Raw genomic sequence first — 26349 nt, 5'->3', positions numbered from 1 at the left:
TGATCTTCATATCTAAATATCTTCAACCAGAAGGGTTTAGATGAGGTTTTCTAATTTCACTTAAATGGAAACAGCACCTATTTGTTGCAACACACTAAGTGAATCTTCCAGCGACCAATGGCCGGTAATTTTTTCGTTGCTAAATTTTAAGATGTATACCAGGTCATATTTAACCTTTATCCCGGTGGCTGGCACATTCATAAAAACGTCTTTGTGCGTACCTTCTAAAGTAAAATGGCAAGTAACTTTATCGCCATCGCCTATAATATTGTTAAAGCTGATTTTCAAATCTGGGAAAGCAAGGTTATAAATCTGACTGATGTCCCGATATCCGTCAGCACCTGATCTTTGCCCTGGAAATGGATTCTGAATGGTTACACTGCTGTCGACAAATTTGTCAATTGCATCGATGTTTTTTTGATTAAACAATTCATCAAAAAACACTTTGCATATGGCTTTATTTTTTTCTACCTGGTTATCCATATTATTTTTTTTTGTTAAAACTTTGATCATACAACAGGATAGATTTAATCTTGTTTACAGAAATGCTAATTCGTTTTTTAAAACGTTTTGCAGTTTATCACATTACGCTTGTCTAAATGCTTCGATTATGTTTTCAAAGTCCTTCGACAGGCTCAGGATGACATCATTTTTTGATTCGTTTTTTAAAACGTTTTGCAGTTTATCACATTACGCTTGTCTAAATGCTTCGATTATGTTTTTAAAGTCCTTCGACAGGCTCAGGATGACATCATTTTTTGATTTGTTTGAAATCAATTTTCATATTATCACATTACGCTTGTCGAAATGCTTCGATTATGGTTTGAAAGTTCCTCAACAGGCTCAGGATGACTGCTTTTTTGTGGGCGACAGTTTTTACAATAAAATTAAAAGCATTCCACTTCCCAGAAACGTTCCCAGTTTTTGCCAGCTGATAAGGTAATAATACCTTCTTTATGTGCGAGTTCCTGATTATGGTCTACATCATCAGCTACGCCACACCAGGGTTCAAGGCAAACAAACGGGGCATCAGTGGCTGCCCAGATTCCAAAAAACGGGAAATCATCAAAATGAAAATGTAAACCATAATCATTTTTTGTGTTCAATAAGCTGATACAATTGCTTTGCATGGTTTTGAAAACCAGGGCATCATTGTAAAACAAATCATGTTTCAGGTTTAGCTTATGTCCGTTAAGTTTTATGTTTCCGGTATCTTTTGCAATCAAACCATTCTCCAGTTTCCAATACGTTAATTCATCATCGGCATTAAATGCCAGGTAATAATCGGTATAATCTGTTTTGGGTGTATTTGGAACAGCAAATGCAGGATGTGCGCCAAGCGAAAACAGTAATTCCTCTTCACCGGTATTGATAACTTCATACGTGAGAATTAACTTCCTGTCTTTAAGCTGATATTTCAATTTAAGCTCAAAATGAAAGGGATAAACTTTCAGGCTTTCTTCCGTCTCCTTTAACGTAAAAACGGCTTCGGTATCACTTATTTTTTCGGATTTGAAAACCTGATCCCGTGCAAAACCATGGCGTGGTAAGTGATAAGTCTCCTCTTTATGCGTAAAGCTATCGTTTTTTAAAGCGCCTACAACCGGAAATAAAACCGGACTGTGCTTTCCCCAATACTGATCATCTCCATTCCAGAGGTATTCCAGTTTGGTTTCTTTACTGAATAAACGCTGGAGTTCTGCCCCCTTAGCGGCTAAGCTAACTGCTATATAATCGTTTTGAAGAGTTATCATGATGTGCTAAAAGTAATAAATATGATGCTTTAAAAAATATCTTTTTTACTAAATTTGAATGCCCAGTTAACAGAATTAATAACACAGTGCTGTTCGATTTATAATGTTAACATTTAAGCTTATATCAAAATACACATTGTTAAGGAGTCTGAAGGCAACCCCGCACATCAAACCACTTACATTATGGCTGTAGACTTATCAAAATTATCAAATGCTAAAGTGAAAGCAGCAATTACAGCTTTACAAAACGGCGATTTAAAAAGTTGGTTTCCATTGTTTAGCGATAGCGTTGCCTTTTCTGAAGATGGCAATCAAATGCAATTTGCCAACTTTTTTAAAAAAGCTTTTGGCCATGAACGTTTCATCAGTATTGATAAAGTAGAAGATAACGGCCTTTCTGTATATGGCGATTTTCATTCCGATCAATGGGGCGATTTTAAAACAGCGTTTAAATTTCAAATGGATAAAAGCGGGAAAATTAACCGACTGGATATTGGACAGACTTATTAGATGGGAGTCTTTAGTCTGGAGTCCAAAGTCCTGAGTCTGGAGTCCAAAGTCATTAGTCTGAACTTAGGACTCCAGACTAATGACTTACGACTATGGACTAAGAATTATGATCTTTCTTCCCAGATACAGGCAATATTAATAATGGTTTGTACGGCCTTTTCCATATCCTGCACACTTACCCATTCCTGCTTGCTGTGGAAGGCATGTTCGCCGGCAAAAATATTCGGACAAGGCAGGCCCATAAAAGATAATCTCGAACCATCGGTTCCCCCGCGAATGCTTTGCGGTTTAGCTACAATGCCGGCCCTTTCAATGGCTTCAATTCCATACTGAACAATTTGAGGATGCTGATCCAAAATTTGCTTCATATTTCTGTACTGTGCCTTAATTTTTAGATCGAAAGTGGCGTTCGGATATGGAGCCATCACCTGTGTTACCGTTTTCTCCAGGAACTGTCCGTGTTCTGCCAGCTTTTCATCTGTAAAATCTCTGATGATAAAATGTGCTTCTGCTTGTTCTACCTGACCAGAAAAACTCACCGGATGGATAAACCCTTCTTTCTGATGTGTAGCCTCTGGTGTTAAAGTGTCTTTAGGCAAGGCGGCAATCACATCTGCAAGAATTTTTATAGCACTTTCCATTTTGCCTTTAGCAAAACCTGGATGTGTACTTACGCCATGAATGGTTAAAACTGCACCGTCTGCAGAAAAGGTTTCATCCTCGATAGATCCTAATGTTTCTCCATCTATGGTATAACCAAAGTCTGCACCCAGCTTTTTCAGGTCTACCTGATCAACCCCGCGACCAATTTCCTCATCAGGTGTAAAGAGGATTTTAATTGTTCCGTGTTTAACATCAGGGTTTTTTATGAGGAAGTTCGCTGCCTCCATAATTTCTGCAAGGCCTGCTTTATTGTCTGCTCCTAATAAAGTAGTGCCGCTCGCGGTAATAATATCATTGCCAATTTGCTGTTTAAGATCTTTATGTTCAGATAATTTAAGCACAATACTATTGTCATCCGGAAGGATGATATCTTCTCCTTGATAATTGTCATGTATAATCGGTTTTACGCCTGCGCCACTGCAATCTGGCGAAGTATCCATATGAGAGCAGAAGAAAATTACAGGTAATTTTTTTTCGGTGTTTGATGGAATCGTGCCATAAACATAGCCATTATCATCCATTTCTGCGTCAGAAATACCCATTTCCAGCAACTCCTTTAATAATAATGAACCTAAATCTTTTTGTTTAGCGGTAGAAGGACAGGTAGGAGAATTTGGATCTGATTGCGTATCTATTTTCGCATACCTGATAAATCTTTGCGATAAGGACTGGTGTGAATTGATGTACTTGCTCATAAATCAAAGGTAAAAGTTATAAATATTCAATAAACATATTATTTTTGTAAAAAACCCCACTGATGCCTAAACTCCTGAAGTCTACACCACTGACTATTGTATTTGCTACGCTTGTACATTTCAGTTTTGCGCAATCTAATTATTTTAAATGGTCTTGTGGATTAGGTGGTGGACCAAATTATTCTAAAACAGATGTAGTGAAAGGGAGCTGGGGCTACACGGCTTATGGTGAGCTAAATTATCATTTTACGCCTTTTGTTACTGCTGGTGTTGAAGCACAGTACGGAATGGTGCAAGGTGGAGATGTGCGCAACGATCCCAATAACAGGCAATTTGTAAATAAATATTCAAGCGTTACTGCAAACTTAAAATTCATGCTTGGCGAGGCCGTCAATTTTGAAAGAAGCACGTTTCTGGATAATGTTAAAGGAATTTATGCTGGAATAGGTGTAGGCCTAATTAATAATAGCATGACAGATATTGTGCGTTTTAAGCCATCTTGGGCAGCATACGAGCCGGGCTTTGGCCCTTTTCCCGGAAAGGATAAATCCTTAGATCTTTTGGTTCCAATTAATTTGGGGTTTAATTATTACTTATATGATGGTTATGGTTATGTACGTTACGTAATTAATCTCAATGCCCAAAGTAATTTTACCTTTGGCGAGGGTTTGGATGGATATGATGATTCTTCAAGGAATTTCAAGAATTATGATCCCGATACTTTCAACACTTACAGCATCGGAGTTAAATACTTCTTTGGATATATTAAGGCTTACCGTAAAACTTTGTAAATTCGTTCCATAATTGTCTGCTATGAGAAACGTTTTGTTGTTTTGCCTGATGTTTTTCCCATATGCTGGTTTTTCTCAAAAAACGCCTTACGAGCAGCGTAATAAAACAGAAACGGCTACCTATACTGAAGCCATTACTTATTATAAGAGTCTGGTAAAAAAATATCCGCAGGCAAAACTTCTTACTTACGGCAATACAGATTTTGGTCAACCGCTACACTTATTGGTTTTATCAAAAGATCAGGTTTTCGATCCTGCAGAAGTGCTAAGAAAAAAGAAAACGGTTCTGCTCATTAACAACGGCATTCATCCGGGAGAGCCGGAAGGAATAGATGCTTCGATGATGTTAGCGAGAGACTTGTTGGCGGGCAATAAATTACCTGAGGATGTAATCATCTGTGTAATTCCGATTTATAACATTGACGGAAGTTTCAACAGGTCTTCAACTTCCAGGGCAAACCAGAACGGGCCATTGGCTTATGGTTTTCGCGGCAATGGAAAAAACCTGGATTTAAACCGTGATTTTATTAAAACCGATTCTAAAAACTCAGCCGCCTTGCAGCTCATTATCAACACCTGGCAACCACAGATTTTTGTTGATACGCATACCAGTAACGGAGCCGATTACCAGTACGTAATGACGCTGATTCCGACCCAAAAAGATAAATTAAACGCCACCTTATCAGGGTACCTGACCAATACCTTAGTGCCGGATCTGTATAGCAAAATGGAGAAGCAGGGATACCCGATGATTCCTTATGTAAACTCCATTGGCGAAACGCCTGAAAGCGGAATTACCGGATTTATCGAATCGCCACGCTATTCAACAGGATATGCTGCCTTGCATAATATTATTGGATTTATGCCGGAAACGCACATGTTAAAATCTTTCGATTTGCGGGTAGATGCCACCTATAAGTTGCTGCAAAGTTATGTTGATGTTGTTCAGCGTGATGCAAAGCTTATTTTTGATAATAAACAGAAGGCCGATGCTTTTGTGGCTAAACAGGATGAATTTCCACTAACCTGGCAGCTGAATAAAAATGAGGTGAATGAAATTTCTTTTAAGGGTTTTGAAGCAGGGAAAAAAACCAGTGGGGTAAGTGGCTTCGATCGTTTGTTTTATGATCGCAGTAAACCCTACACAAAAACCATTCAGGAATGGAATAAGTATGAGCCCGGAATTTCTGTTCATAAACCAATAGCCTACATCATTCCTAAGGCCTGGGATAAAGTAATAACACTTTTGAAACTCAATCATGTAAAAATGCAGGAGCTGAAAAGCGATACTAAAATTGAAGTGGAAAGTTATTATATCGAAGATTTTAAAACTGGGGCAAAACCCTATGAAGGCCACTATCTACATTCGGCCGTGAAGGTTAATTCCGTTAAGCAAAGTCTTCAATACTATACCGGAGATTTTATCGTCTTTGTAAATCAGCCTGATAACCGATATGTGGTAGAAACATTGGAGCCCCAAGCCACAGATTCGTTCTTCAACTGGAACTTTTTCGATTCTATTCTGGATATGAAAGAACACTATTCAGCTTATATTTTTGAAGATACGGCGAATGAGTTGTTAAAAAATAATCCCGGTCTGAGGTCAAAACTGGAAGCCAAAAAGTCATCAGATGTTGATTTTGCTAAAAATGGAGCCGCTCAGCTTGACTTTGTCTACAAAAATTCTGATTATTACGAGAAAACACACAATCGATATCCAGTTGCCAGATTAATGGTTTCTGCAAAACTTGATTTAAAATAACCCAAATGGAATACTTAAACATGGCTCCCGTAGCCTCCATAATCTTTGTCTTTACGCTGGTTACCAGTCTGTACGCTTTTTATGATCAAAGCCTGTATGGCAAATTTATGTTACATCCATACAGTGTTTCTAAGGGAAATAAGGTGTTTACGCTAATTACCAGCGGATTAATTCACGCCGATTGGATGCACCTGTTTTTTAATATGTTTACCTTTTATGCTTTTGCTTTTACACTGGAGCAAATGATGGGTAGCTGGCAGTTTGGGTTGATGTATTTCCTGGCCCTGATTTTAAGTGATTTACCAACTGTATTTAAGCATAAAGATGATTTTCATTACAATAGCCTGGGTGCGTCAGGAGCCATAAGTGCCGTGCTTTTTAGCTACATTTTGTACAATCCGCTTTCTAAAATCTACATCATGTTTATCCCGATTGGGATTCCGGCAGTAGTATTTGGTGGCTTATACCTGATCTATTGTGTATATGCCTCAAAAAACTCCAGAGATAATATTAACCACGATGCCCACTTTTTTGGTGCATTAACAGGCTTAATCTTTACCATTATTTTTGTGCCTGGTATTCTTCAGCATTTTATTGCTGCATTAACCGGCGGTGGGTAAACATGGGTTTTCAAAGAAGCTCATCGGGTTATTCGGGTCTTTAATAATCTCGAACTTCACATAACCCCAGGGTTTCCAGAAATTTTCTAATACCTGCGCATAAACCTTATGTTGCCAAACATCAAACAACGGTTTACTCATGTTTCCCCGGAGCGGCATGGCTTCTATATAAGTGGTGCCTTCTACAGGCATGAATGTATATTCGGGCAAGCGGTTAAAAAGGTAAGCTGAGTAATAGAAACGGGCAGTTAGTTCTTCAAATTGTTCGGCAGTTAGTGCTTTGTCTTTAACTTCATTGATAATGTCCTGATGAAAACGTTTATTGGTGCCATTATCTTGCAGGCAGGCAACAATACCGAAATCTTTCAGTTTTAAAGAAAAAGTAAGGGTATTGATTTCATCGCGGAAGCTAAATGGTGTTTCCTCATTTTCAAGTTTCACAATAGTGATAGACCATGGTGAAAATTCTTCAAATTCGATGCTGGTATATAAATTCTGCAACATGAAATTCAGGTTGGCAAACTTCATCATTAGCGATTGAGACATGTTTAAGCCATCGGCAGTCATTTCTTTTCTCAAAGCTGAATGCATTTCGATGTATACAAAACCATATAGAAATTTACCAATCCAGTTAAAAATCTCCAACTCCGTTAGCGTAGAAATACCAGCATATCCAGCTCCAAAAGCGCTTTCTATTTTGTTTTCAAGCGGATTTAGAAACTGCTCATTCACCTCGCTGTTTACCGGAATAACCAGCGTATTATAAGAACGGATACTTTCATCTAGAAACTGAATCTGTTCTTCGCCGGTTAAGGCAGCCTGCTTCAATAACCATTTTGGTATCAGCGGCACCTGAATAACCGGCGAGTTAAAAGTGTTGCCACTTAAAAAGCATTTTTTATATAGAAAATCGAAATTTTGGAAGGGATTGTATAAGCCAGTATTCATCGCTGCAATATTAGCCATTATATTTTTACGGCCTGTTAACGATGATTTATTTTAACGTTGTAATTACGAAATTGATAATTTACCACACATGAACATAGCTAAACGCAGATCAATAAGCTCAGACATCTTTGTTCACCTTTTTTATCTGCATTAGTACTCACGATTCCAACTCCCCTCCTTTTTTTAGGCGGGGTGCCCGAAGGGCGGGGTGGTTACATCCGGATTATCTGTGTTCATCCTGTTTATCTGTGGTTAAATTAACTTTCACGCTGCAATAATCTTACTTATCAGGAGGGTAAACACCTTAGTAACTATTATAAAAAGAACTAATGTGATCAACCAACTGGCTATAAATGGGTTTAGTAAACTCCAGGAATAAAGCATCTGGCGGCGGTGGCATGATTTCTTTTCTCCTCGTCATGGCCAGTTGGTTTTTATTTAATGCCCGATCGTCTCCCTGGTAACTGGCCCAGCTATCTCTCCAAACGTAGGTGCCTGGAAATTTCTGCTGATTGATTATCTTCCGGCTCTGCCAATCGGTAATCGTCATATCCAATAATCCGGAAGACGAAATATTTTTTTCAAAAATGCTTAAGGTAGCTTTTACTGTACCATATACAGCTTTCTTATCCCGGGTTTCGCCTATTATGATGCTATCGCGCTTAAGTTTTTCTACCCGCTCTTTCACATACGTCTGGCCAACCACAAAATCATCAAAGTTTAAGCTTAATACCTGATCAGGAATAATTTTTTCATTCGTAGCCTGATCTTCAGGATAAAAAATAACAAACTTGTTTCTCGAATAATTGCTGATAAACTCATCAATTTGTTGCTGGAAATAGTCGCCACTTAATTTATATGGTCCTCTGTTAAGCACAATTGGTTGAACCACCACACGGGTAACGGCAGCCCAAAAGGCATCATCCATTTTCGTTTTTACATCTTTATAATTGGGTTGCAAATTCTGTACCTTCTCAAATTCATAGTAGGCTTTTTTAGCAGACTGGCGGTTTCGCTCACCAAGGTAGGCAATGCCGGAGTTGTACCTCGCTACTGCTGCATTGTATCGGCTATCAGCTAATTCTTTAATATATTTTACCGGCGAAGGAACAACAACCAGGCAAGCAGGGCAGGTATTAATATCATCAGCCAATTGATTTATTTTTTGATAATCATACATAACCGATTCCCATCTAAATAAATCATTGGATAATTTCGCTTCATCAATTTTCCGCAAATGATCTTGCAAGGCGAGTTGGTAAGCCGTATTTAGCACTTGCCTGGCTTCGCTGTTTTTCGGTGAATTTTGCAATCTGCCAACCGCTTTGGCAACTGAAGTATCATAATCACCTTTCTGCAAGGCATTCTTTCCAGTGGTACATCCTCCTAAAATTATTAAGGATAAATAAATAAAATACCGTAATCTTGAAATGTTTTTCATAACCAGCGCATTTAGTAGTAATCGGATCAATATAGCCAAATGTTTTTATTCATCCGGCAACGAGATTTGTAAGGTAATAATCCCGGATTTAAATAAATAGACGATCGATAATGAAGATTAGTTGCAAGCCTTTCGAATTAGATTTGAAACACCCTTTCTCCATCTCAAAATTTACCCGTACAAGCACTCCATTAATGCTGCTTGAAATCCGGTATGAAGATATTCTGGGATATGGAGAGGCTTCAATGGTGCCTTATATGGGCGAAAGTTATGAAACCGCTCAGGCATTTCTGAAACACGTAGACTTAAGTCAGTTCAGTCATCCCTTCAATTTCGAAGAAATTATTGACTATCTGGATGCTGTTGCACCTGGTCAGCCAGCGATTAAAGCAGCCATTGATATTGCGCTGAACGATATCAACGGGAAAATTTTAAATAAGCCTTGTTATCAAATTTATGGGGCTGACCTTGCTGAAATGCCTGTAACATCTTATACCATTGGCATTGATACGCCGGAAGTGATTCGAGAGAAACTGAAAGATGCAGAGCAGTTTAAGGTAATTAAGGTAAAGCTGGGGCGGGAGAATGATCAGGAAATTATCGAAACCATTCGCAGCATGACCAACGTTCCGCTGTATGTAGATGCTAACCAGGGTTGGACAGACCGGATTAAAGCCATCGACTTAATTTATTGGCTGCATCAGCAGGGGGTGGTTTTAATTGAACAGCCCATGGATAAAAATGATCCGGATGGGAATGCCTGGTTAACAGAAAGAAGCCCGATTCCATTACTGGCAGATGAGGCGGTGCAACGTTTATCGGATATGGACCGTTTAAAAGGTGCCTATCACGGTATTAATGTAAAACTGATGAAAAGCTGCGGCATGTATGAAGGCCATCAAATGATTTTGAAAGCCCGTTCTTTCGGAATGAAAGTATTGATTGGCTGCATGAGCGAAACAAGCTGCGCAACCCTCGCTGCCGCTGCCCTTGCACCGTTGTGTAATTGGGCAGATTTAGATGGCCCATGGCTAACACTGAATAATCCATTTACCAATCCCCCATTCGAAAACGGAAAGTATATGCTTAAGGATTTACCTGGCTTAGGCCTGGAAGGCGTTACTTCGGGTCTTTTTCTTTAAAAGATTTTCTAAGATCTTTCGATAATTGGTACTTGAAATAAAACAAGCAGCAAATTACACCAACCAGAAAACCAGCAGGAAGGTATTTGGCATTATTATAACACCAAACCAATCCAAAAATAGAAAGAATGATGGCCAGGTTATAAAAGATATTTAAAGCGAATTTTTTACCCACAATTTAATGATTGAGTTTTTAATGAGAGAAGGAAAGAATGAATGGTAAAATGAGAGAATAATAGAATGATTAAAAGGAGCAGGAAAGAAGAAAGATGAATGAATTTTGAATAAGTTCCATGCTAATCACATTCACTCACTCAAAATTCACTCATTTTTCTATTAATAAGCCTCATGCTAACATTTGCCCATTCAAAACTCACTCCTTCTATCATTAATATACTGGCATACCTGGATCAAAAGCTTCTTGCCAGGCTAAAATTCCACCTTTTAAGTTATATAAATTTTCATAACCGTATTGAGCTTCAAGTTGCATTACTGCAGCTGCGCTTCTTTTTCCACTACGGCACTGAATAATCACTGGTTTATCTTTCGAAACCTTATCAGCCTCAATTAAAATCCCTCCCAACGGAATATTTTCGCCATCAAGGTTGGAAACTTCATATTCGAATGTCTCACGAACATCGATTAATTGAAAATCTTCTTTATTGTCGATTTTCGCTTTTAGTTCTTGTACCGATATTTCTTTCATTTTGATTTTTGTGTTTATGCAAATATAGGGAATTCAATTTTACGGTTAACATCAAAAAAATGCCATATAATCTTGCTTTCAACTGTAACAACTTAAACCCTTAGGCGTTTAACTATAAATTGTTACAATGGACAAGTTGAACCGTTTCTTCTGGTTTTGTTCTGGTGCACACATCCCAACACTGGAAAAGTATCCAACAGAGCAAAACAAATATACAGGCATTGGTGCCACCATCTTTTTTACCGGGTTATTTGCAGCACTTTCTGGTGGGTATGCCATGTATTTCGTTTTTAAGGGTGATGATTTCGCGGTAATCTTTGCACTTATTTTTGGCTTTCTGTGGGGAGCTGCCATCTTTAATATGGACCGGTACATTGTGTCCAGCATCAACAAAAGTGCGAGTACTAATAAGCAGCTATTACAGGCTACGCCACGTATTTTGCTGGCGATTATGATTGGAATGGTGATTTCCCGGCCAATTGAACTAAAAATCTTCGATAAAGAAATTAAGGAGCGTTTAAAGGTGAGCTACCTGAACGGACAGCGATCTAAAATCGACACCTTAAACAAAGCTTTCGAAAATAAATACCAGGTAGAATTTGGCAGGTTGAACGGGGAGAAAGCCACCAGAGATTCGCTGGAGAAAGGCATTAAAGCAGACCGGCAAAAGCTTAACTTCGAAATTTTCGGAAATAAAACTACAGAAACATCAGGGGTGATGGGTTATGGGCCGTATGCGAAACGTAAAGAAGCCGAAATCAAACAGCGGGAAGTGGAATTGGATTCGCTTAAAGCAAACATTAACAGATCAGAATCATTTGTAGATAAACGAAAACAGTTTGACGGATTATTTACCGAAAAGCTTTATACCAAAAAGCAACTCGATAGTTTAGCAGATTTGGCTGGCTTTGCCGACCGAAACTGGGCCTTAGGTCAGCTAAAGTTTAATGTAGATGGAACCAGCGACAGTAACACTGCAACAGCCGTAACTTTTATAGGTTTACTTTTCGTCTTTTTTGAATGTTTGCCGGTATTTGTGAAGCTGATGAGTGCCCGCGGTCCTTACGATTATGCTACCTCCGATGGCGATGAAGTCTCCATTTATCAATCTAAAAAAGATAAAGATTTCCATTTTGAGGTTGCGGATAATATCCATGAAACCCGCGTTGATTCAGAATCATCCAAACGGAAAGAAATAATTAAAGGAAAAGCCAATCGTGATTTAGAAAAATATGATTGGGACGGGGAGTAATTTGGAGTGATTAGTCTGATGGTAAATAAGGATTCAATTTACGTATTATGATTATAAACCCTGGAAATTTAACCTGGGATCAGTATGATCAGGATACGACGGTTTTTCGATAATGTAGAGAGATTAACCTTATTTTTTGATTTTTAAAGAAATGGTGAATAACAAGCGCATCAATTCTTATTTGCGATTCGTAACAATTAATTCAAGTATAGGTCTAATTACGCGCTGGACAGATATTTAACATAAGTAGCTGATATATTTTAAGTGTATTAAGACCACCGTTTTATACGTCAACACCCTAACATTTACCCCCCCTTCAAAAGTATGAATCAGGAATTAGTAAAGATGCAAAAGGATTTACGAATATTAAAATGGTACGCAGCGACTGTGACAACGATTTTTGTAATTGCTGGTTTGTATGCTTTTAACAGTTCAAGTATTCCGCATTTTCAAGAAATTTCAGCTGAACGAATTAATATCGTTGAAAAAGATGGCAAATTGCGAATGGTAATTTCAAATAAAAGTCGTTCTCCAGAGGTACTCGCTTATGGAAAAGGATTTACTCCGCCAATTCCTGGAGGTGAAAGACCAGGAATGATTTTCTATAATGATGAAGGAACAGAAAATGGAGGGCTTGTATTTAGGGGCGGGAAAGACAGTACTGGAGCATATACTGCCACCGGACACTTTTCATTTGATCAGTATAATCAGAATCAGGTTCTTTATCTGAAATATACTGACGAAAATGGATCTCAAAATACAGGTCTGCATATCGATGATTGGCAAACATCACCTGATTTTAGAGATTGGCGGTCTAAGTACAAAAAAGCTCAACTCCTTCCTGAAGGTAAAGAAAAAGATGCATTACTGAAGAGGCTAATGCAGCCTAAAGATGGCCAGATTGCTTATGCCCAACGAGTCTTTGTAGGTAAAGACAATGATAAAACAGCTATGGTAACTCTTGCTGACCGCTTGGGTAAGCCACGCTTACAGCTAAAGGTTGATTCTAATGGTATAGCAAAACTAGTATTCTTAGATCAGCAAGGCAATATCACCTATAGTTTACCCAAATAACATATTCAACATCCGGAATATATAATGTGCTATTAACATCGCTTGACCTTTCTTCTTAAAGGTTGCAATAAAGAAGATAACAAGCTTGGGTTTTAATGATCTTCGAATTTTTGTAATTTAAGCCCACCAAATCCATTTTTATGAAGAAAATTTTCGGCACTACTTTATTTAGTATGCTTTCGCTTTGCGTTTTTGCCCAGAATGAGATCAGTTACAGGGTATCGTTCCCTAATGTGATCCATCATGAAGCTGAAATTGCCATGGAAATTCCAAATGTTCCATCAGGTATTTTGAAAGTGAGGATGAGCCGCTCATCTCCCGGGCGATATGCGACACATGAGTTTGGCAAAAATGTTTATCACCTCAAAGTTTTTGACGAGAATGGAAAATCTTTAACTGTTAATCAACCTGCCGGTGATGAATATGAAATTCCGGGCCACGGCAAAAGCGTAAAAGTAACCTATACGGTATTTGGAAACTGGATAGATGGTACTTATGCAGGCTTCGATGAAACCCATGCGCACATGAATATTCCGTCCACTTTTGCTTTCCCGGTGGGGATGGATGCCCGTGCGCGTTTGGTTGAATTTAAATATGCTGATAAACAAAACTGGAAAGTAGCCACCCAATTAAAGCCTATGGGTAAAAATAGTTTTTATGCGGCTAATCTTCAATATTTTATGGATAGTCCGGTAGAAATTGCAGATTATAAAACGGCCAAATGGGAAGTGAAAAACAAAGATGGAAAGGCACAAACCATTCACCTGATTACACATTCAAACGATACGCAAGCCACTATTGATAATTATGCTGAAATGCTTAAGAAAATGGTGGATGAGCATTTTGCCGTTTGGGGAGAATTTCCTACCTATGATTATGGAAATTATTACTTTCTGGATGATGTATACCCGGACAATGCCGGTGACGGAATGGAACATAGAAACGCTACCTCAATTGTGCAGCGTACACCTAAAATTGAAGGTTATGAATCTAACTTATTGGGAACTTTTTCTCATGAATATTTCCATAGCTGGAACGTAGAACGTCTTCGCCCTAAAACATTAGAGCCTTTTAACTTTGAGCATTCCAATGTGAGTGATGAGCTTTGGCTGGCAGAAGGATTTACACAATATTATGGCGGTTTATTACTGACCAGATCCGGATTAAAAACGGTAGATAATTCCATTCAGGCTTTCACCGGAATGGTGAATTCAGTTTTGAATACACCGGGAGCGAAGGATTTTTCGCCCATCCAGGCAAGTCGTTATGCGGTATTTGCCGATGCCGGCGTAGCGATTGATCAAACAAATAAAGCGAATATTTTCCTTTCTTATTATACTTATGGCGCAGCAACAGCTTTGGCTTTAGATCTCCGTTTACGCTCAGAATTTAAACTTACGCTAGACGATTATATGCGGGCACTTTGGAAGGCTTATGGTAAGCCAGAGATTGCCTACACTGTTCCGGATTTAGAAAAAACATTAGCAGAACTAACCAGGAACCCAGCTTTTGCGAAAGATTTCTTCAAAAGATACATTTACGGAACAGAGAAAAACGATTATGCAAAGTTGCTGTTAAATGCAGGTTTTGTACTTCAAAAAGCAAACCGGGGGAAGGCATATACTGGCTTCGGCCGGCTAAATGTAGTGAATGGAAAAGTAATTCTGCCACAAACGCTGATTGGATCACCAGCTTACGCTGCGGGTTTAGATATTGATAATGTACTTTTAACCGTAGATGGAAAACAGATTAATACCGTTGCAGATATTGATGCTGTTACTGAAGCGCATAAACCCGGCGATGCCATTTCCATTACTTATCTTTATCGCGGCGAACAAAAAACAACAACATTAACGCTTGCAGAAAACCCGGCTTTGGAAATTGTAGCAATAGAAAAAACTGGTGGAACATTAACGCCAGCCATGCAAACTTTCAGAGATAATTGGCTAAACTCGCAGGTGAAATCTAAATAAGTACAAAAAACAAGAATCCATGAAGAAAATCTTCCTTTTAACCCTGGCCGGAATGGCAAGCTTGCAGCTGAGTGCGCAAAATATCGACAAGATCATTACCCGGGAATATACCGATCTTCTTATCAAAACCTTAAGCAGTGATGAAATGCAAGGTCGTGCAACTTTCACACCTGGCATAGATAAAGCTGCGACTTTTATTGAATCAGAATTTAAAAAGATTGGCTTGCAGCCATTAGCAGGAGAGAAAGGCTTCCGTCAGGCCTTTTACAAATATCAGGTTGCCAGCGAAAGTAAATCCATTAAGATTGATGGGAAAGAGATTGCCGCAGAAAATGTAATTATCTCTGGAATAAATGCCGAGAATATTACTTTAGATAAATCGAACACTGCTGTTGTAAAGTTAGATCCTGAAAAACCCTTTGTGAACCAGTTCCGGGCAATGATGTCTGCAGGGAAAAATCAGGTGGTTTTGGTTGATGCTAAGTTTGCAGAGAATTTTAAACGTTACAAAAGCTATTTTGATAAGCCGGTAACGATCGATGAGAAAGATATGAGCACACCTAATGTGCAGGTTTTCGTATTGGGGACTAATGACGCTGCAGATTTTAATGTAGCCTTGAAAAGCAAAGTTTCGAAAATGCCTTTGTTTAACGTAGCAGGAATGATTCCCGGAAAATCAAAGGCTAAAGAACTGGTGGTTTTTTCTGGTCATTACGATCATTTGGGTGCCCTTAAAACGGTAGATGGAGATAGCATTGCCAATGGAGCAGATGATGATGCCTCTGGAACAACCGCGATGATTGCTTTAGCTAAGTATTATAAAGCAAAGAAAAATAACGAACGTACCTTAATCTTTGTCGCTTTTACGGCTGAAGAAATTGGCGGATTTGGTGCAAAGTATTTTTCGAGCAAACTGAATCCTGATGAAGTAGTAGCTATGTTTAATATCGAGATGATTGGTAAAGATTCTAAGTTCGGTAAAAACACAGCGTTCATTACGGGTTACGATAAATCAGATTTCGGGAAAATCTTACAGAAGAATCTTGCAGGCACAGCGTTTACTTTCCACCCGGATCCATATACCGAGCAGAATTTGTTTTATAGAAGTGATAATGCAACTTTAGCTGCATTAGGCGTTCCGGCGCATACCATTAGTACCGATCAGATTGATGTAGATAAATTTTACCATACTGTAAAAGATGAATACAGTACATTGGATGTGGAAAATATCTTATCAACCGTTAAGGCGATTGCAAAGAGCGCAACTTCCATTATAGACGGAACAGATACACCAACCAGAATTCCTAAATTAAAATAATCTGTTTATCTGTTAATTTCAATATCAAGAGCATAAAAAAGCCGCAAATGCGCAGTGTTAAACTGACGATTTGCGGCTTTTCTATTTAAAGAAAGATTAAAACCGGTATTCCATTACATAATCATCCATGAAGTATCCTTCGCCGATGTCGATTTTTACCCCTTCCTTAATCTTGAAGCCTCCTTTCAGGTAAAAATCTTTAGCTTTATTGTGCTTGTTTACATTCAGTTGTAAAGCAGATGCGCCAGCTTCTTTCACCTGATTAAAAACTTCATTTATGAGAATTTTACCTACGCCTTTACCATGTGCAGATGGCATTACATAAAGCTTGTGGAGTTTGTAAATTTTAGCTTCCAGATCTATAATAGAATATCCGGCAAAGCCGTATTGGTTTTCATTATCTTCTGCAATTATAAAAAGGTGTCCGCTCAAAAACTGATTTAACAATTCGCCTTTATTATACATTTTTTCCAGCATGTAGTCAATTTGTTCCTGACCAATGAGTTCTAAATAGGTTGACGGCCAGGTTGCAGCAGCAATATCCCGAATTATTTCTATATCCTGTTCTTTGGCTTTTCGAAGGGTAATCATAACGGTTCGCTGATGTAAATTGGTTGACCTGAAAATGTAAATTCAACAAAACCATCATTCACCACTACAAAAATCTCTTCTTCCGTTTGCGTTAAATTCGTTACTTCGAGGTATCGGTTTCCGTGAATCAAAAACTGGCTTCCTGCCGGTTTCCAAACGGAAAAACCAGTCTTTATAGGATAATGCTTTGCTTTTTCGGTAAATACAACAAGGTTGATCTGGTCTTCGAAACCGGCAAATTTTTCTAAATCAAACTTCCGTGTAATCACATTTACCGCCGGATATTTCTCTTCGTATAAATAGTTAATGGCTACCATTAATGCATCAACCGGACCTTGAATAATCTTTGTATCTTCCTGAACATCTTCCGTACTTCCATTAACCAAAACATCAACTTTTAAGCCTAAGGAAAAGATTTTATCGTAATTTTCCCCATTCACTAAAAGCGTTGGGCTCCACTCCAAAAGCTGCCCCAAAAGTTCTTCATTAAAATTCCCAAGCTCATCAATATATAAAGCAGGTTCTTGTTTTTCTTTTACAATGTGGTGTGATGACATAATGCGAAGATAAAAAATAGTATCAAGAAGTGAGTATCAAGACAAGAACGTTTTCTATCCTTTTACTGCCTCATAAAAATCCTGATAAGCCTGAATGAAATCATCTGCAAAATTTATTGCACCAGAAACGGCTATTCCATAAACTCCGGTTTGCATAAGCGCTTCTATATCGTAAATTTTTATACCACCCACAGCCAGTACCGGCATTTTTAAATCACTTAGATTTCTTATTGCACTTGAATACCCATCTATTCCTAAAAGCGAAAAATTGTTAGGTTTAGTTTTCGTATCGGCAAAAGGACCAAAGCCTGCATAATCAGCGCCTTCGTTTGCCAGCCTGATTAAGTTCTCTATTGTATTGGCCGAGCCTCCTAAAGTAATATCATCGCCAACTAATTTACGCAAAGCGATAAAATCTGCATTCATATCTTCTATGTGAAAACCTTGTATATCGGCTTTGCCGTTTAAATGAATGTGGTTTGTAACGATTAGGGTTGTGCCCCAATCATCGCAAATTTCGGCAATGGCGTGAATATCGGTCAAAAGCTCCTCGTCTGTTTTACTTAAGCAGCGATATTGAATCCACTTCGCGCCAGCTTCGCAGGCCAGCTGCACTTGATCAATGTGCGTTAAGTGTGGAATGTCGTGCGTAATATAATGGAGTTTCTCTATGTATTTCATCGCTATAAAAATAGTCATTTCGCTTTAGTCTTTAAGCTCTTAACTTTTGTCTCATCTAAAACTTCACATTTAAATTAAGCAAAAAGTTGGTGCCTGCCTGTGGATAATAAAAGTTTTCAGTAATTCTGCTTCCCCCAGACAGATAGCCATAAGTGTAGCCATTACTTTCGTATTTCTTATTAAGCAGGTTATTGACCAATAAGCCCAGGTTAATGTTCTTTACGCCTGCAAATTTAAAGTTATAGCCTAAACGGGCATTGTTGACCCAATATCCGTTTAAGGTTCTCTCGTTATTCTGGGTGTTATCTAAATATTGTTTACTTACATATTTACTTTGCAAAGCAATAGCGAAGCCTGCTACTGGTTTGTAAACAAATTCGCCAAACAATACAGCCGCGGGCGAGAAAGAAATATCTGTTAATGAATAATTATTAACTACTTGTCCGCCGTTATCGTAGTCATCATAATATTCTGTAAAATTTTTGATCTTGTTCCTGCTAAAAGCTGCATTTGCATTCAGTGCAAAAGATTTATTGATGGTATACGAACCATCCAGCTCTATACCTAAACGATAGCTATCATCTACATTCTGACGGAAATTTCCACCCACATCATTAATTTTTCCGGTAACTACCAATTGGTTTTTATAGAACATTCCGTAAGCATTGGCCCCAAAATTAACGCGATTATTTTTGAAACGATAACCCAGTTCAACATCATTTAAGCGTTCTGATTTTGGGAAAACACCAGCAGCAGCATCAACATAATCATCGCGGTTTGGCTCTTTATTGGCCACACTAAATGAAGCATATAAATTGCTTTCTGTGTTGAGGAAATAAGTGGCACCTAACTTTGGATTGAAAAAATTTAACCGATCATTGATGGCGAGGGTATTTAATTTATTCTCTGTTCCGGCGATGTCATAATAAACCCTTCGGTATTGTAAATCGGCAAATAAGCTTAATGCTTCAATAGGACTGTAATTTACCTTGCCATAAATATTAAAATCAGTTTTGAAACCTTCATTATCATAATAGTGGCGGTCTATATTTCCGTTCGATGCGTATTGTGCCCAGGTAATTTGTCCGAAATGTGCTCCCTTATATTCATTGTATGCGCCACCAAGGGTAAAGTTTAAGTTTTTTTCTGGTACGTAATTAAACGCATAAGTAACGCCGTAAAAATCATTATCCAACCAGCGTCTGCGGATCAGATCTGTATTGGTGATGGTTGTTCCGCCAATGGTAACCGGACTCAAACCATAATCGCTAAGTTTATTGTCAACCCTGAATTCTTCGTAATAGCCTTCGCCTTTGGTATAATGCAAAGCCCCGTTAAAGGAGAACTTATCAGAAAATTGCCTTGCGTAAAGCATCTGATAATGATTTTGCCAATAATTATCAGTTTGATTATTATAAGTGAAACTATTATACCTGCGACCGGAATTGAGCAAGTTCGCCGCATCTTCAGTGCCCAAACCATTTCTATCAATGTAGGCCTGCATGCCGGCAATATCATTATTTAAACGGGATTCGGGAATGCCATTCCACGATTGGTAAGTCTTTTCGGTTCCTGCGAAAACATTAAACCGCAGCAAATCATTATTCCCATGATATGCACCCGAAAGGAAATAAGATTTCAATAAAGAAGCGCCTCTATCTACATAGCCATCAGAACTAATTCTGGAAAGACGGCCATCAAAACTAAAGCGATTATTAATTAAGCCCGTACCTACTTTTACGGTGTTTTTCCAGGTATCGAAACTTCCGTAAGTGTTGTTTACCTCTGCATAGGGTTCTGTTTCGCTCGCCGTAGTCTGAATATTTAAACTGGCACCAAAAGCACCTGCACCGTTGGTAGAGGTACCTACGCCGCGTTGAATCTGAATATTATCCACAGATGAAGCAAAATCTGGCATGTTTACGTAAAAAGTCCCCTGACTTTCACTGTCATTAATAGGAATCCCGTTTACTGTTACATTAATTCGGCTGTTATCGCTTCCGCGGATGCGAATTCCGGTGTAACCTACCCCTGCACCTGCATCAGAATTAACCACCACCCCGGGTGTGTTTTGAAGAATGAAAGGTAAATCCTGCCCAAAGTTATTTTCTTCGATCTCTGCTTTGGTTACGTTTTTATAAGTGGTAGCTGATTTTTCATTTGCCCTTGTTGCGCGAACGATCACCTCATCTGCCAGGAAATTCTGTTGAACCAAAGTGAAATTTAATACCGTGTTTCCAGCAAGCGTAACAGACTTTTCCTGTGTTTTATAACCAACGTAACTGACCAGAATGGTATAATTTCCGTTTGATAAATTGCTTAATGTGTAATTGCCACTCCCATCACTCAGTACCGCCGTTCGCTGGTTTTTAATTTTGATGGTTGCCCCCGGTAAGGCGTTTTGATTATTGTCCGTCACTTGCCCGGTAACAGAGTTTTGTGCCAATGCAAAGAAAGGCAGGAAAGCAACAAGCGCTGCAAAAAGTAAAGTCTTCAATATTTTTGTTTTTAGTTAAACCTATCGGAAATAGGGGTTCTCCCGATTTAAGTTAAACTTCCATAACTCCAATCCCTACGCCGGCATTACCCGGATCAGGTGCATTTAAAGCTTAAGGCTTAAAGATAAAAGGTGAAAGCCTGGCGATTTACCAAAGCTTTTAGCTTTATTCTTTTCTCTTTTTGCTTCAAAATGGGTATGATCTCAGCCTGTTTTTGTGTTTATATAAACAAGGCACCCCCAATGATGGAGCAAATGTAGAAAAATAACTGCGTTATTGATCGAAATATGTTATAATATTAAGTTTGAATCTGAATAATCGATTTTGTAATAACGTTCAATCTTATGGATTTGGCTATCTGTACTAAAAAGAGATGTTACCCGCGCATTTAAAGCTAACATTTTAGTTGTGTAATTAAAATTAATCATAGCAGTCGATTTCTGTCACGCGAGTTTAAAACCACTTTCCATTTAGAAAATCTAACATTTTTATGGCAGTTGATTTTTGATCCCATATTAATTTTGCATGAAAATCATCTGGTTAACGCAGGGATCATTAACTGTTTTCTGCGTTATAAATGATGCTCATTAAATAATCCGTAGAAATTCGAAAGCTAAATTTTTTAGATTTTTCTGGTGGTCTATTTTTTTTTCAAAATAAATTAATCTGATATGATTAAAAAGAGCAGTTCCCATTTGGGAAAATTTCTTTTAGGCGGATTGTCTTTATTGCCACTACCTATCTTATACTTGCTGGCTGATGTTACTCACGTTTTACTTTACCATGTGTTTGGTTACCGTAAGAAAGTTGTTCGCGAAAATCTTTTAAGTGCTTTACCAGAAAAATCATTGCCAGAGATTGTTCAAATCGAAAAGAAATTTTTCAGGTACCTGGCTTCACTTATGTTTGAAATTTTGAAAATGAACAGCCTTTCAGCCGAACAAATAAAGAAGCGTTTCATCTTTCATAATAAGGGCCAGCTGCAGGAATATTTAGATCGCGGTGAAAGTGTGTTGGTTTGTTCTGCACATTACGGAAATTGGGAATGGGGTACAGTTGGCATTGGTCTGAATTTTCAAGCCGATCATTATCCAATATACAAGCCATTAAGCAATCCGGTTTTCGACAACTGGTTTAAAAAAATCCGGAGCCGGTTTGGGAACAGATTAGTAGCCATGCGCCAAACCATGCGGGCTTTAGCTGCCAGCAAGGGTAAGCCAAGCATTTTTAGTTTTGGAAACGATCAGGCACCGGCGAAAGATGAATCTCACTACTGGACCAGTTTTTTACATCAACAGGCATCCATTCAGCTTGGCATAGAAAAGATTGCCAGAAAATCCAATCGGCCCATTTTTTACTTCAAAGTGAATGTAATAAAGAGGGGTTATTACGAAGTAGATTGTATTCCGCTATGTTTAAAACCAGCAGAAACTGAAGAATTTGAAATTACAGAAATGCACACCCGTTTGCTGGAAGAAATTATTAGAGAAAAACCTGAATATTGGTTATGGAGCCACAGGCGATGGAAGTATAAGCCAAGTGCGAAGTCGGCAACTTTATCTAACTTCGAATATCGCCAGCAAGCCTAATCTTTTATCTTTGTTCAGATAAATGAGACCAATGAAAATCGCTAAAAGAGCAGCTACTTACTTTTTTCTTTTACTTATTTTATTTTTTGCCTGCCTGTTTATTTGGCAGCCATACTTAATCCGCGTACTTTGGTACCGTACGCCAGATGCCAAAACTTATCAGGCTTTTCCTCAGGATACTGTTCATAAAAGTGATGTTGCTTTTCATTTTATCCGACCAAAAGAGAAGCGAAATGATCTGGATAGCTTTCCTGTTCTCGATGGCAATCGTCAATCTATTCCCTTTCAGGATTACTTTAAACAGGGCAGGCTCAATGCTTTTCTGGTGATAAGAAATGATAGCATTATCTACGAAAAATACAGTGATGGGTATACAGATACTACTTTAACCACGGTGTTTTCGGGCGCTAAAAGTATGGTGTCTATTCTTTTAGGTCAGGCGCTGGAAGATGGCACGATCAAGAGTTTAAGTCAAAATGTAACGGATTATATCCCCGAATTGAAAGCTAATCCTGCTTTTAAACACATTGCTTTGAAACATCTCTTAGAGATGAAATCTGGTTTGGAATTTCATGACGCATTGGGTGGAATGGTTAAGGCATTTTTATCTGATGAGGCCAGGTACTACTACACCCACGATATGCGGGCCGAACTTTTAAAGGTGAAACTGGCAAATACACCCGGCACCGTTTGGAAGTATAAAAGTATCGATCCAATTTTACTGGGTTGGGTAATAGAACGGGCGACTGGAAAAAGCTTGTCGAACTATTTTGAGGAAAAAATTTGGAAAAAAATAGGAACTGAACACTTCGCTACCTGGGGTTTGGATCAGAAAGGTGGTTTAGCCAATACCGCTAGCCGGTTTCAGGTAACCGCAATAGATTGGGCTAAAGTAGGGCGTTTGTACCTTAATGGTGGAAGATTCGATGATGACCAGGTGGTGCCTGAAGACTGGGTAAAACAATCTGTGAGTATAGGAAGTGAAGTACCTGCATCTGCAAAAGGCTGGCAGAAATCTGCACATCATTATCTGTGGTGGATTCCACAAGCGGGTGAAAAAGGTGATTTTGCGGCTGAGGGCATGCGTGGACAAAGACTATATGCAGACCCAAAAACAAATACTATTATCGTTCAGTTCTCCGAACATGGCGCTGGCGATTACCCTTATCGAAAAATCAGCAGATATTTGGCGGGCTTGCCATTTAGCGATCTTGACTGGTGATTTAACAGCAGATAACACCAAGTTTTCGCGAAACGAGTTAAGTTCTGATAACTGGCTTTGTGTCCTTTGCGTTTGCCTTAAATTCTTTGCGGTTAAAAATTTAAAATGCTACATTGCTTCTGAATGGAAAACGAAGACGTAAAAATCCTTAAAAAGAAACCAATTTTTCCGGTTACGCCAGCATTACAAAAATATTTGCGCAAGTACCAGCGTGAAGCAAAATTGCCAATCGGTTATAATGATTTGATGCAGTTTAACGAAGCTTTCCCGTTAATGGATAAATTTGGTAAAGATTCACTTTGGGAGGGACCCATTTATGCGCAGGATTTGATTGAAACCTTACATAATGGTTTGAAAGAGATTTACGCTAACCTGAAGGCTTCCGGAAATCTTCGTATTGTAGAACATAAATATATCGATAAAATAGAATACTGCACTTTTGGGAATACACATCCGTTTAGAATCAGAATTGTAAACCGGCTTAATGATGTTTACGATTATTTCTACATCAAAAAAGCTGATGCATCGCGTATTTATGGTTTAGAAATGGAAGAAATTCTATCGCCAAATCAGGTTAATTACCTGGTTGATGGTGAAACATTAGTAGAAGAACATGTTGCCGGTATTCCGGGTGATGTATTTACGAAAGGCCAGTTATATACGCCGGAATTTAACCCGACGAGAATTGCAAAGGAATTTGTAAAGTTTAATGAACGTTGTTTAATTATGTTATTAGGCGATATGAGGGCATATAATTTCGTAGTGCAGATTACCCCGGATTTTGATGATATCCAATTTAGGATTCGCGCGATAGATTTTGATCAGCAGTTTTATGAGGGAAATTTGAAAGTCTATTTACCTCAGTTTTTTAAGAGAATCTGCCTTATGTAAAGATGAGCATGGAGCAGCTTACAGAAAAAACAGTATTGCAGTATCAGCAGGAAGAGCGTTCTTCAATTGTACATCGGGTAAGGAGTGAGCGCCATCGCTTAACAGATCTTCGGGATGTATCCAATAAAGAAGAATTAACCACACCAGAAAATATAGCCATTTTGAAACAGGGCATGAGCGATTATTTTAAAGAAACCAATTATTTGAAATGTAAAAACATGACAGATATTATTGAATTAAATATCAAAAACATCATCAGGCAAGTGAAGCTATAAAACTAAAAACGGCTGGTAAAATTACCAACCGCTTTTTGAGTGAATCTAGAAAGAGCGTCTAAAAACGTTTAGGCATGCTGCCCATCATGTACGCCTTCGGCAAATTCCTCTACAATTTTATCATTAAAAGCAGGTAAATCTTCTGGTGTTCTGCTGGTTACCAAACCCTGATCTACTACTACTTCTTCATCACTCCATAAGGCACCCGCATTAATTAAATCTTTCGAAATGTTTTTTACAGAGGTTAATTTTCTGCCCTCTACCACATCTGCATTAATTAAAGTCTGCGGACCATGGCAAATGGCTGCAACAGGTTTTCCATCTGCAAAGAAAGATTTTACAAAGGCAATTGCATCTTCATTTACACGCAATTGATCTGGATTAATTACCCCACCCGGTAAAAGTAAGCCATCATAATCTTCAGCGTTCGCCTCTGAAATAGTTTTATCTACATCAACTTCAATCGACCAATGATCCTGATCCCAGGCTTTGATTTTTCCACTTTTTGAGGAGATGATGTGAACGGTTGCGCCCTCTTCTTTTAACCTTTTTACTGGTTCGGTTAATTCAACTTCTTCAAACCCGCTTTCTGAAAGTACAGCAATAGTGCGGTTACTTAATTGTCCCATAATCTTTTCTGTTTTAAATAAGTGATGTATTTAAGACAACTATGAGGGAAATTTAGTTTTTAAAAATTGAGATTAAGGTAATATTTCAAGAATAGTTGGGTTATCAAAAGTTTGAAATTGGAAAGCATCATAAATCACTCTGCTCACAATAGTTTTGATAAAAATGGAATCTTTGAAATCACTTAAATCGTAATGATAAATTAAAGAATTAAGCTCTTTTACTTTTTTAAAGCCAATGGCTTTAAGTGCTGTTCTGGCACTTTTTTCTAAAATATATTTCTTTTTTAGTTTTTTAACTTTCTTAATTGAAATGCATAATTCCTCATTGTTTTTGCTAAAGATAAGCGCAATATCATCAGATTTTTTTAGATGAAAAATGAAACCTTGAATTTTACTTTCAACCAGATCAAATATTGCATCATCGAATTCCTGGCCATCATTAAAATATGCAGGTTTATAGCTGTTTAAAATATCAAGTTTTTGATCAATTTGACTTGAAATATAGTCTTTATGGCTATCCAGGTGGGTTGAATTGATCATTTTCAAAGCTGAATCAATGGCCCGTTTTTGATCTTCTATCTCTGCAGTTTTCGGATTGATCAGTTTTTCCAATAAGCTGATTTTACGTTTAATCTTGTTTAATGTGATTGAATTTAGATGTACTGACTGGTAATCAAAATCGATCAGATCTTCCACAATAATCGAATCAATCAAATCCCTTTCTTGTTTATAATAAAAAAGTAATTCTTTAATTTCTTCGTTCATCA

The 26349-nt window shown here is 38.2% G+C and carries 24 protein-coding genes and 1 pseudogene; 12 read left to right on the top strand and 13 right to left on the bottom strand.

Annotated elements, in window-relative coordinates:
• Positions 1 to 60: 60 nt before the first annotated feature.
• Complete coding sequence (locus tag GJU39_RS11795) at positions 61 to 513, bottom strand: ester cyclase (RefSeq protein WP_154281000.1); 453 nt, start codon at positions 511 to 513, stop codon at positions 61 to 63.
• 374 nt (positions 514 to 887) lie between these two features.
• Entirely contained in the window at positions 888 to 1754 is an 867-nt protein-coding gene (locus GJU39_RS11790) for an aldose 1-epimerase family protein (protein ID WP_154280999.1), read from the bottom strand.
• Between the two features lie 183 nt (positions 1755 to 1937).
• Between GJU39_RS11790 and GJU39_RS11785 the strand changes: the two genes are divergently transcribed.
• The gene (locus tag GJU39_RS11785) at positions 1938 to 2264 is read left to right on the top strand and encodes a hypothetical protein (RefSeq protein ID WP_154280998.1); all 327 of its coding nucleotides are present in this window, start codon (positions 1938 to 1940) and stop codon (positions 2262 to 2264) included.
• Positions 2265 to 2368: 104 nt separating this feature from the next.
• Here GJU39_RS11785 and pepT read toward each other — a convergent pair whose 3' ends face one another.
• Positions 2369 to 3622: a peptidase T gene (gene pepT / locus GJU39_RS11780; protein WP_154280997.1), complete on the bottom strand. Its 1254-nt coding sequence runs from the start codon at positions 3620 to 3622 to the stop codon at positions 2369 to 2371.
• Positions 3623 to 3684: 62 nt separating this feature from the next.
• Here pepT and GJU39_RS11775 point away from each other — a divergent pair, with 62 nt between their 5' ends.
• The 3 genes from GJU39_RS11775 to GJU39_RS11765 are packed head-to-tail and all read left to right on the top strand — an operon-like array spanning position 3685 to position 6795.
• Positions 3685 to 4413, top strand: a complete 729-nt coding sequence (locus GJU39_RS11775) for a hypothetical protein (protein ID WP_154280996.1) — start codon at positions 3685 to 3687, stop codon at positions 4411 to 4413.
• Positions 4414 to 4435: 22 nt separating this feature from the next.
• The gene (locus tag GJU39_RS11770) at positions 4436 to 6175 is read left to right on the top strand and encodes a M14 family metallopeptidase (RefSeq protein WP_167515679.1); all 1740 of its coding nucleotides are present in this window, start codon (positions 4436 to 4438) and stop codon (positions 6173 to 6175) included.
• A gap of 5 nt (positions 6176 to 6180) precedes the next feature.
• Positions 6181 to 6795: a rhomboid family intramembrane serine protease gene (locus GJU39_RS11765; RefSeq protein WP_154280995.1), complete on the top strand. Its 615-nt coding sequence runs from the start codon at positions 6181 to 6183 to the stop codon at positions 6793 to 6795.
• Here GJU39_RS11765 and GJU39_RS11760 read toward each other — a convergent pair.
• Together GJU39_RS11760 and GJU39_RS11755 are read right to left on the bottom strand one after the other, a co-directional pair.
• The gene (locus GJU39_RS11760; protein ID WP_154280994.1) at positions 6778 to 7761 is read right to left on the bottom strand and encodes a hypothetical protein; all 984 of its coding nucleotides are present in this window, start codon (positions 7759 to 7761) and stop codon (positions 6778 to 6780) included. The two genes, GJU39_RS11765 and GJU39_RS11760, sit on opposite strands and share 18 nt — an antisense overlap.
• 286 nt (positions 7762 to 8047) lie before the next feature.
• Positions 8048 to 9184, bottom strand: a complete 1137-nt coding sequence (locus GJU39_RS11755; protein ID WP_154280993.1) for a hypothetical protein — start codon at positions 9182 to 9184, stop codon at positions 8048 to 8050.
• A gap of 110 nt (positions 9185 to 9294) precedes the next feature.
• Here GJU39_RS11755 and GJU39_RS11750 point away from each other — a divergent pair, with 110 nt between their 5' ends.
• Positions 9295 to 10326, top strand: a complete 1032-nt coding sequence (locus GJU39_RS11750; RefSeq protein WP_154280992.1) for a dipeptide epimerase — start codon at positions 9295 to 9297, stop codon at positions 10324 to 10326.
• Here the strand turns inward: GJU39_RS11750 and GJU39_RS23895 are convergent.
• Positions 10304 to 10501 carry a DUF6358 family protein gene (locus GJU39_RS23895; protein ID WP_342448204.1) on the bottom strand — a complete coding sequence of 66 codons (198 nt, stop codon included), beginning with the start codon at positions 10499 to 10501 and terminating at the stop codon, positions 10304 to 10306. The two genes, GJU39_RS11750 and GJU39_RS23895, sit on opposite strands and share 23 nt — an antisense overlap.
• 213 nt (positions 10502 to 10714) lie before the next feature.
• Positions 10715 to 11032, bottom strand: a complete 318-nt coding sequence (locus tag GJU39_RS11745) for a rhodanese-like domain-containing protein (RefSeq protein WP_154280991.1) — start codon at positions 11030 to 11032, stop codon at positions 10715 to 10717.
• Between the two features lie 127 nt (positions 11033 to 11159).
• Between GJU39_RS11745 and GJU39_RS11740 the strand changes: the two genes are divergently transcribed.
• The 4 genes from GJU39_RS11740 to GJU39_RS11725 all read left to right on the top strand — a co-directional run bounded on the left by GJU39_RS11740 (position 11160) and on the right by GJU39_RS11725 (position 16649).
• Entirely contained in the window at positions 11160 to 12284 is a 1125-nt protein-coding gene (locus GJU39_RS11740) for a DUF4407 domain-containing protein (protein ID WP_154280990.1), read from the top strand.
• A 324-nt stretch (positions 12285 to 12608) separates the two neighbouring features.
• Positions 12609 to 13358, top strand: coding sequence for a hypothetical protein (locus GJU39_RS11735; RefSeq protein WP_154280989.1), 750 nt, complete (start codon positions 12609 to 12611; stop codon positions 13356 to 13358).
• 140 nt (positions 13359 to 13498) lie between these two features.
• A complete protein-coding gene (locus GJU39_RS11730) occupies positions 13499 to 15331 on the top strand; it encodes a M61 family metallopeptidase (RefSeq protein ID WP_154280988.1) in 1833 nt (610 codons plus the stop codon).
• A 19-nt stretch (positions 15332 to 15350) separates the two neighbouring features.
• Positions 15351 to 16649: a M20/M25/M40 family metallo-hydrolase gene (locus GJU39_RS11725; RefSeq protein WP_154280987.1), complete on the top strand. Its 1299-nt coding sequence runs from the start codon at positions 15351 to 15353 to the stop codon at positions 16647 to 16649.
• 96 nt (positions 16650 to 16745) lie between these two features.
• Here GJU39_RS11725 and GJU39_RS11720 read toward each other — a convergent pair whose 3' ends face one another.
• Genes GJU39_RS11720 through GJU39_RS11705 form a run of 4 tightly spaced genes read right to left on the bottom strand, consistent with a single transcriptional unit; the run spans position 16746 to position 20975 of the window.
• Complete coding sequence (locus tag GJU39_RS11720) at positions 16746 to 17240, bottom strand: GNAT family N-acetyltransferase (RefSeq protein WP_154280986.1); 495 nt, start codon at positions 17238 to 17240, stop codon at positions 16746 to 16748.
• Positions 17237 to 17797: a thiamine pyrophosphokinase gene (locus tag GJU39_RS11715; RefSeq protein ID WP_154280985.1), complete on the bottom strand. Its 561-nt coding sequence runs from the start codon at positions 17795 to 17797 to the stop codon at positions 17237 to 17239. The genes GJU39_RS11720 and GJU39_RS11715 overlap by 4 nt, the downstream gene beginning before the upstream one ends.
• 54 nt (positions 17798 to 17851) lie before the next feature.
• On the bottom strand, positions 17852 to 18496 hold the full coding sequence (locus GJU39_RS11710; protein WP_245227826.1) for a thiamine phosphate synthase: 645 nt from the start codon (positions 18494 to 18496) through the stop codon (positions 17852 to 17854).
• Between the two features lie 37 nt (positions 18497 to 18533).
• The gene (locus tag GJU39_RS11705; protein WP_154280983.1) at positions 18534 to 20975 is read right to left on the bottom strand and encodes a TonB-dependent receptor; all 2442 of its coding nucleotides are present in this window, start codon (positions 20973 to 20975) and stop codon (positions 18534 to 18536) included.
• Between the two features lie 672 nt (positions 20976 to 21647).
• Here GJU39_RS11705 and GJU39_RS11700 point away from each other — a divergent pair.
• The 3 genes and pseudogenes from GJU39_RS11700 to GJU39_RS11690 all read left to right on the top strand — a co-directional run bounded on the left by GJU39_RS11700 (position 21648) and on the right by GJU39_RS11690 (position 24953).
• Positions 21648 to 22565, top strand: a complete 918-nt coding sequence (locus GJU39_RS11700; RefSeq protein WP_154280982.1) for a lysophospholipid acyltransferase family protein — start codon at positions 21648 to 21650, stop codon at positions 22563 to 22565.
• 31 nt (positions 22566 to 22596) lie between these two features.
• The gene (locus GJU39_RS11695; protein WP_167515678.1) at positions 22597 to 23787 is read left to right on the top strand and encodes a serine hydrolase domain-containing protein; all 1191 of its coding nucleotides are present in this window, start codon (positions 22597 to 22599) and stop codon (positions 23785 to 23787) included.
• A 123-nt stretch (positions 23788 to 23910) separates the two neighbouring features.
• Positions 23911 to 24953 (top strand): annotated as a pseudogene (locus GJU39_RS11690) (hypothetical protein).
• Between the two features lie 68 nt (positions 24954 to 25021).
• On the opposite strand, the gene GJU39_RS11685 reads toward GJU39_RS11690, so the two are convergent.
• Positions 25022 to 25582, bottom strand: coding sequence for a type 1 glutamine amidotransferase domain-containing protein (locus tag GJU39_RS11685; RefSeq protein ID WP_154280980.1), 561 nt, complete (start codon positions 25580 to 25582; stop codon positions 25022 to 25024).
• A 72-nt stretch (positions 25583 to 25654) separates the two neighbouring features.
• Positions 25655 to 26347 carry a hypothetical protein gene (locus GJU39_RS11680; protein ID WP_154280979.1) on the bottom strand — a complete coding sequence of 231 codons (693 nt, stop codon included), beginning with the start codon at positions 26345 to 26347 and terminating at the stop codon, positions 25655 to 25657.
• Positions 26348 to 26349: the final 2 nt, after the last annotated feature.

The sequence above is a fragment of the Pedobacter petrophilus genome (genome assembly GCF_009674725.1).
Classification (GTDB): domain Bacteria; phylum Bacteroidota; class Bacteroidia; order Sphingobacteriales; family Sphingobacteriaceae; genus Pedobacter; species Pedobacter petrophilus.
Note: the sequence above shows the minus strand (reverse complement) of the source record. Positions and strands in the feature narration are given on the sequence as shown.

Bases quoted from the DNA above. Each gene is read 5' to 3' on its own strand.
- GJU39_RS11795 (WP_154281000.1), bottom strand. From the start codon at position 513: ATGATCAAAGTTTTAACAAAAAAAAATAATATGGATAACCAGGTAGAA.
- GJU39_RS11790 (WP_154280999.1), bottom strand. From the start codon at position 1,754: ATGATAACTCTTCAAAACGATTATATAGCAGTTAGCTTAGCCGCTAAG.
- GJU39_RS11785 (WP_154280998.1), top strand. From the start codon at position 1,938: ATGGCTGTAGACTTATCAAAATTATCAAATGCTAAAGTGAAAGCAGCA.
- pepT (WP_154280997.1), bottom strand. From the start codon at position 3,622: ATGAGCAAGTACATCAATTCACACCAGTCCTTATCGCAAAGATTTATC.
- GJU39_RS11775 (WP_154280996.1), top strand. From the start codon at position 3,685: ATGCCTAAACTCCTGAAGTCTACACCACTGACTATTGTATTTGCTACG.
- GJU39_RS11770 (WP_167515679.1), top strand. From the start codon at position 4,436: ATGAGAAACGTTTTGTTGTTTTGCCTGATGTTTTTCCCATATGCTGGT.
- GJU39_RS11765 (WP_154280995.1), top strand. From the start codon at position 6,181: ATGGAATACTTAAACATGGCTCCCGTAGCCTCCATAATCTTTGTCTTT.
- GJU39_RS11760 (WP_154280994.1), bottom strand. From the start codon at position 7,761: ATGGCTAATATTGCAGCGATGAATACTGGCTTATACAATCCCTTCCAA.
- GJU39_RS11755 (WP_154280993.1), bottom strand. From the start codon at position 9,184: ATGAAAAACATTTCAAGATTACGGTATTTTATTTATTTATCCTTAATA.
- GJU39_RS11750 (WP_154280992.1), top strand. From the start codon at position 9,295: ATGAAGATTAGTTGCAAGCCTTTCGAATTAGATTTGAAACACCCTTTC.
- GJU39_RS11745 (WP_154280991.1), bottom strand. From the start codon at position 11,032: ATGAAAGAAATATCGGTACAAGAACTAAAAGCGAAAATCGACAATAAA.
- GJU39_RS11740 (WP_154280990.1), top strand. From the start codon at position 11,160: ATGGACAAGTTGAACCGTTTCTTCTGGTTTTGTTCTGGTGCACACATC.
- GJU39_RS11735 (WP_154280989.1), top strand. From the start codon at position 12,609: ATGAATCAGGAATTAGTAAAGATGCAAAAGGATTTACGAATATTAAAA.
- GJU39_RS11730 (WP_154280988.1), top strand. From the start codon at position 13,499: ATGAAGAAAATTTTCGGCACTACTTTATTTAGTATGCTTTCGCTTTGC.
- GJU39_RS11725 (WP_154280987.1), top strand. From the start codon at position 15,351: ATGAAGAAAATCTTCCTTTTAACCCTGGCCGGAATGGCAAGCTTGCAG.
- GJU39_RS11720 (WP_154280986.1), bottom strand. From the start codon at position 17,240: ATGATTACCCTTCGAAAAGCCAAAGAACAGGATATAGAAATAATTCGG.
- GJU39_RS11715 (WP_154280985.1), bottom strand. From the start codon at position 17,797: ATGTCATCACACCACATTGTAAAAGAAAAACAAGAACCTGCTTTATAT.
- GJU39_RS11710 (WP_245227826.1), bottom strand. From the start codon at position 18,496: ATGACTATTTTTATAGCGATGAAATACATAGAGAAACTCCATTATATT.
- GJU39_RS11700 (WP_154280982.1), top strand. From the start codon at position 21,648: ATGATTAAAAAGAGCAGTTCCCATTTGGGAAAATTTCTTTTAGGCGGA.
- GJU39_RS11695 (WP_167515678.1), top strand. From the start codon at position 22,597: ATGAAAATCGCTAAAAGAGCAGCTACTTACTTTTTTCTTTTACTTATT.
- GJU39_RS11685 (WP_154280980.1), bottom strand. From the start codon at position 25,582: ATGGGACAATTAAGTAACCGCACTATTGCTGTACTTTCAGAAAGCGGG.
- GJU39_RS11680 (WP_154280979.1), bottom strand. From the start codon at position 26,347: ATGAACGAAGAAATTAAAGAATTACTTTTTTATTATAAACAAGAAAGG.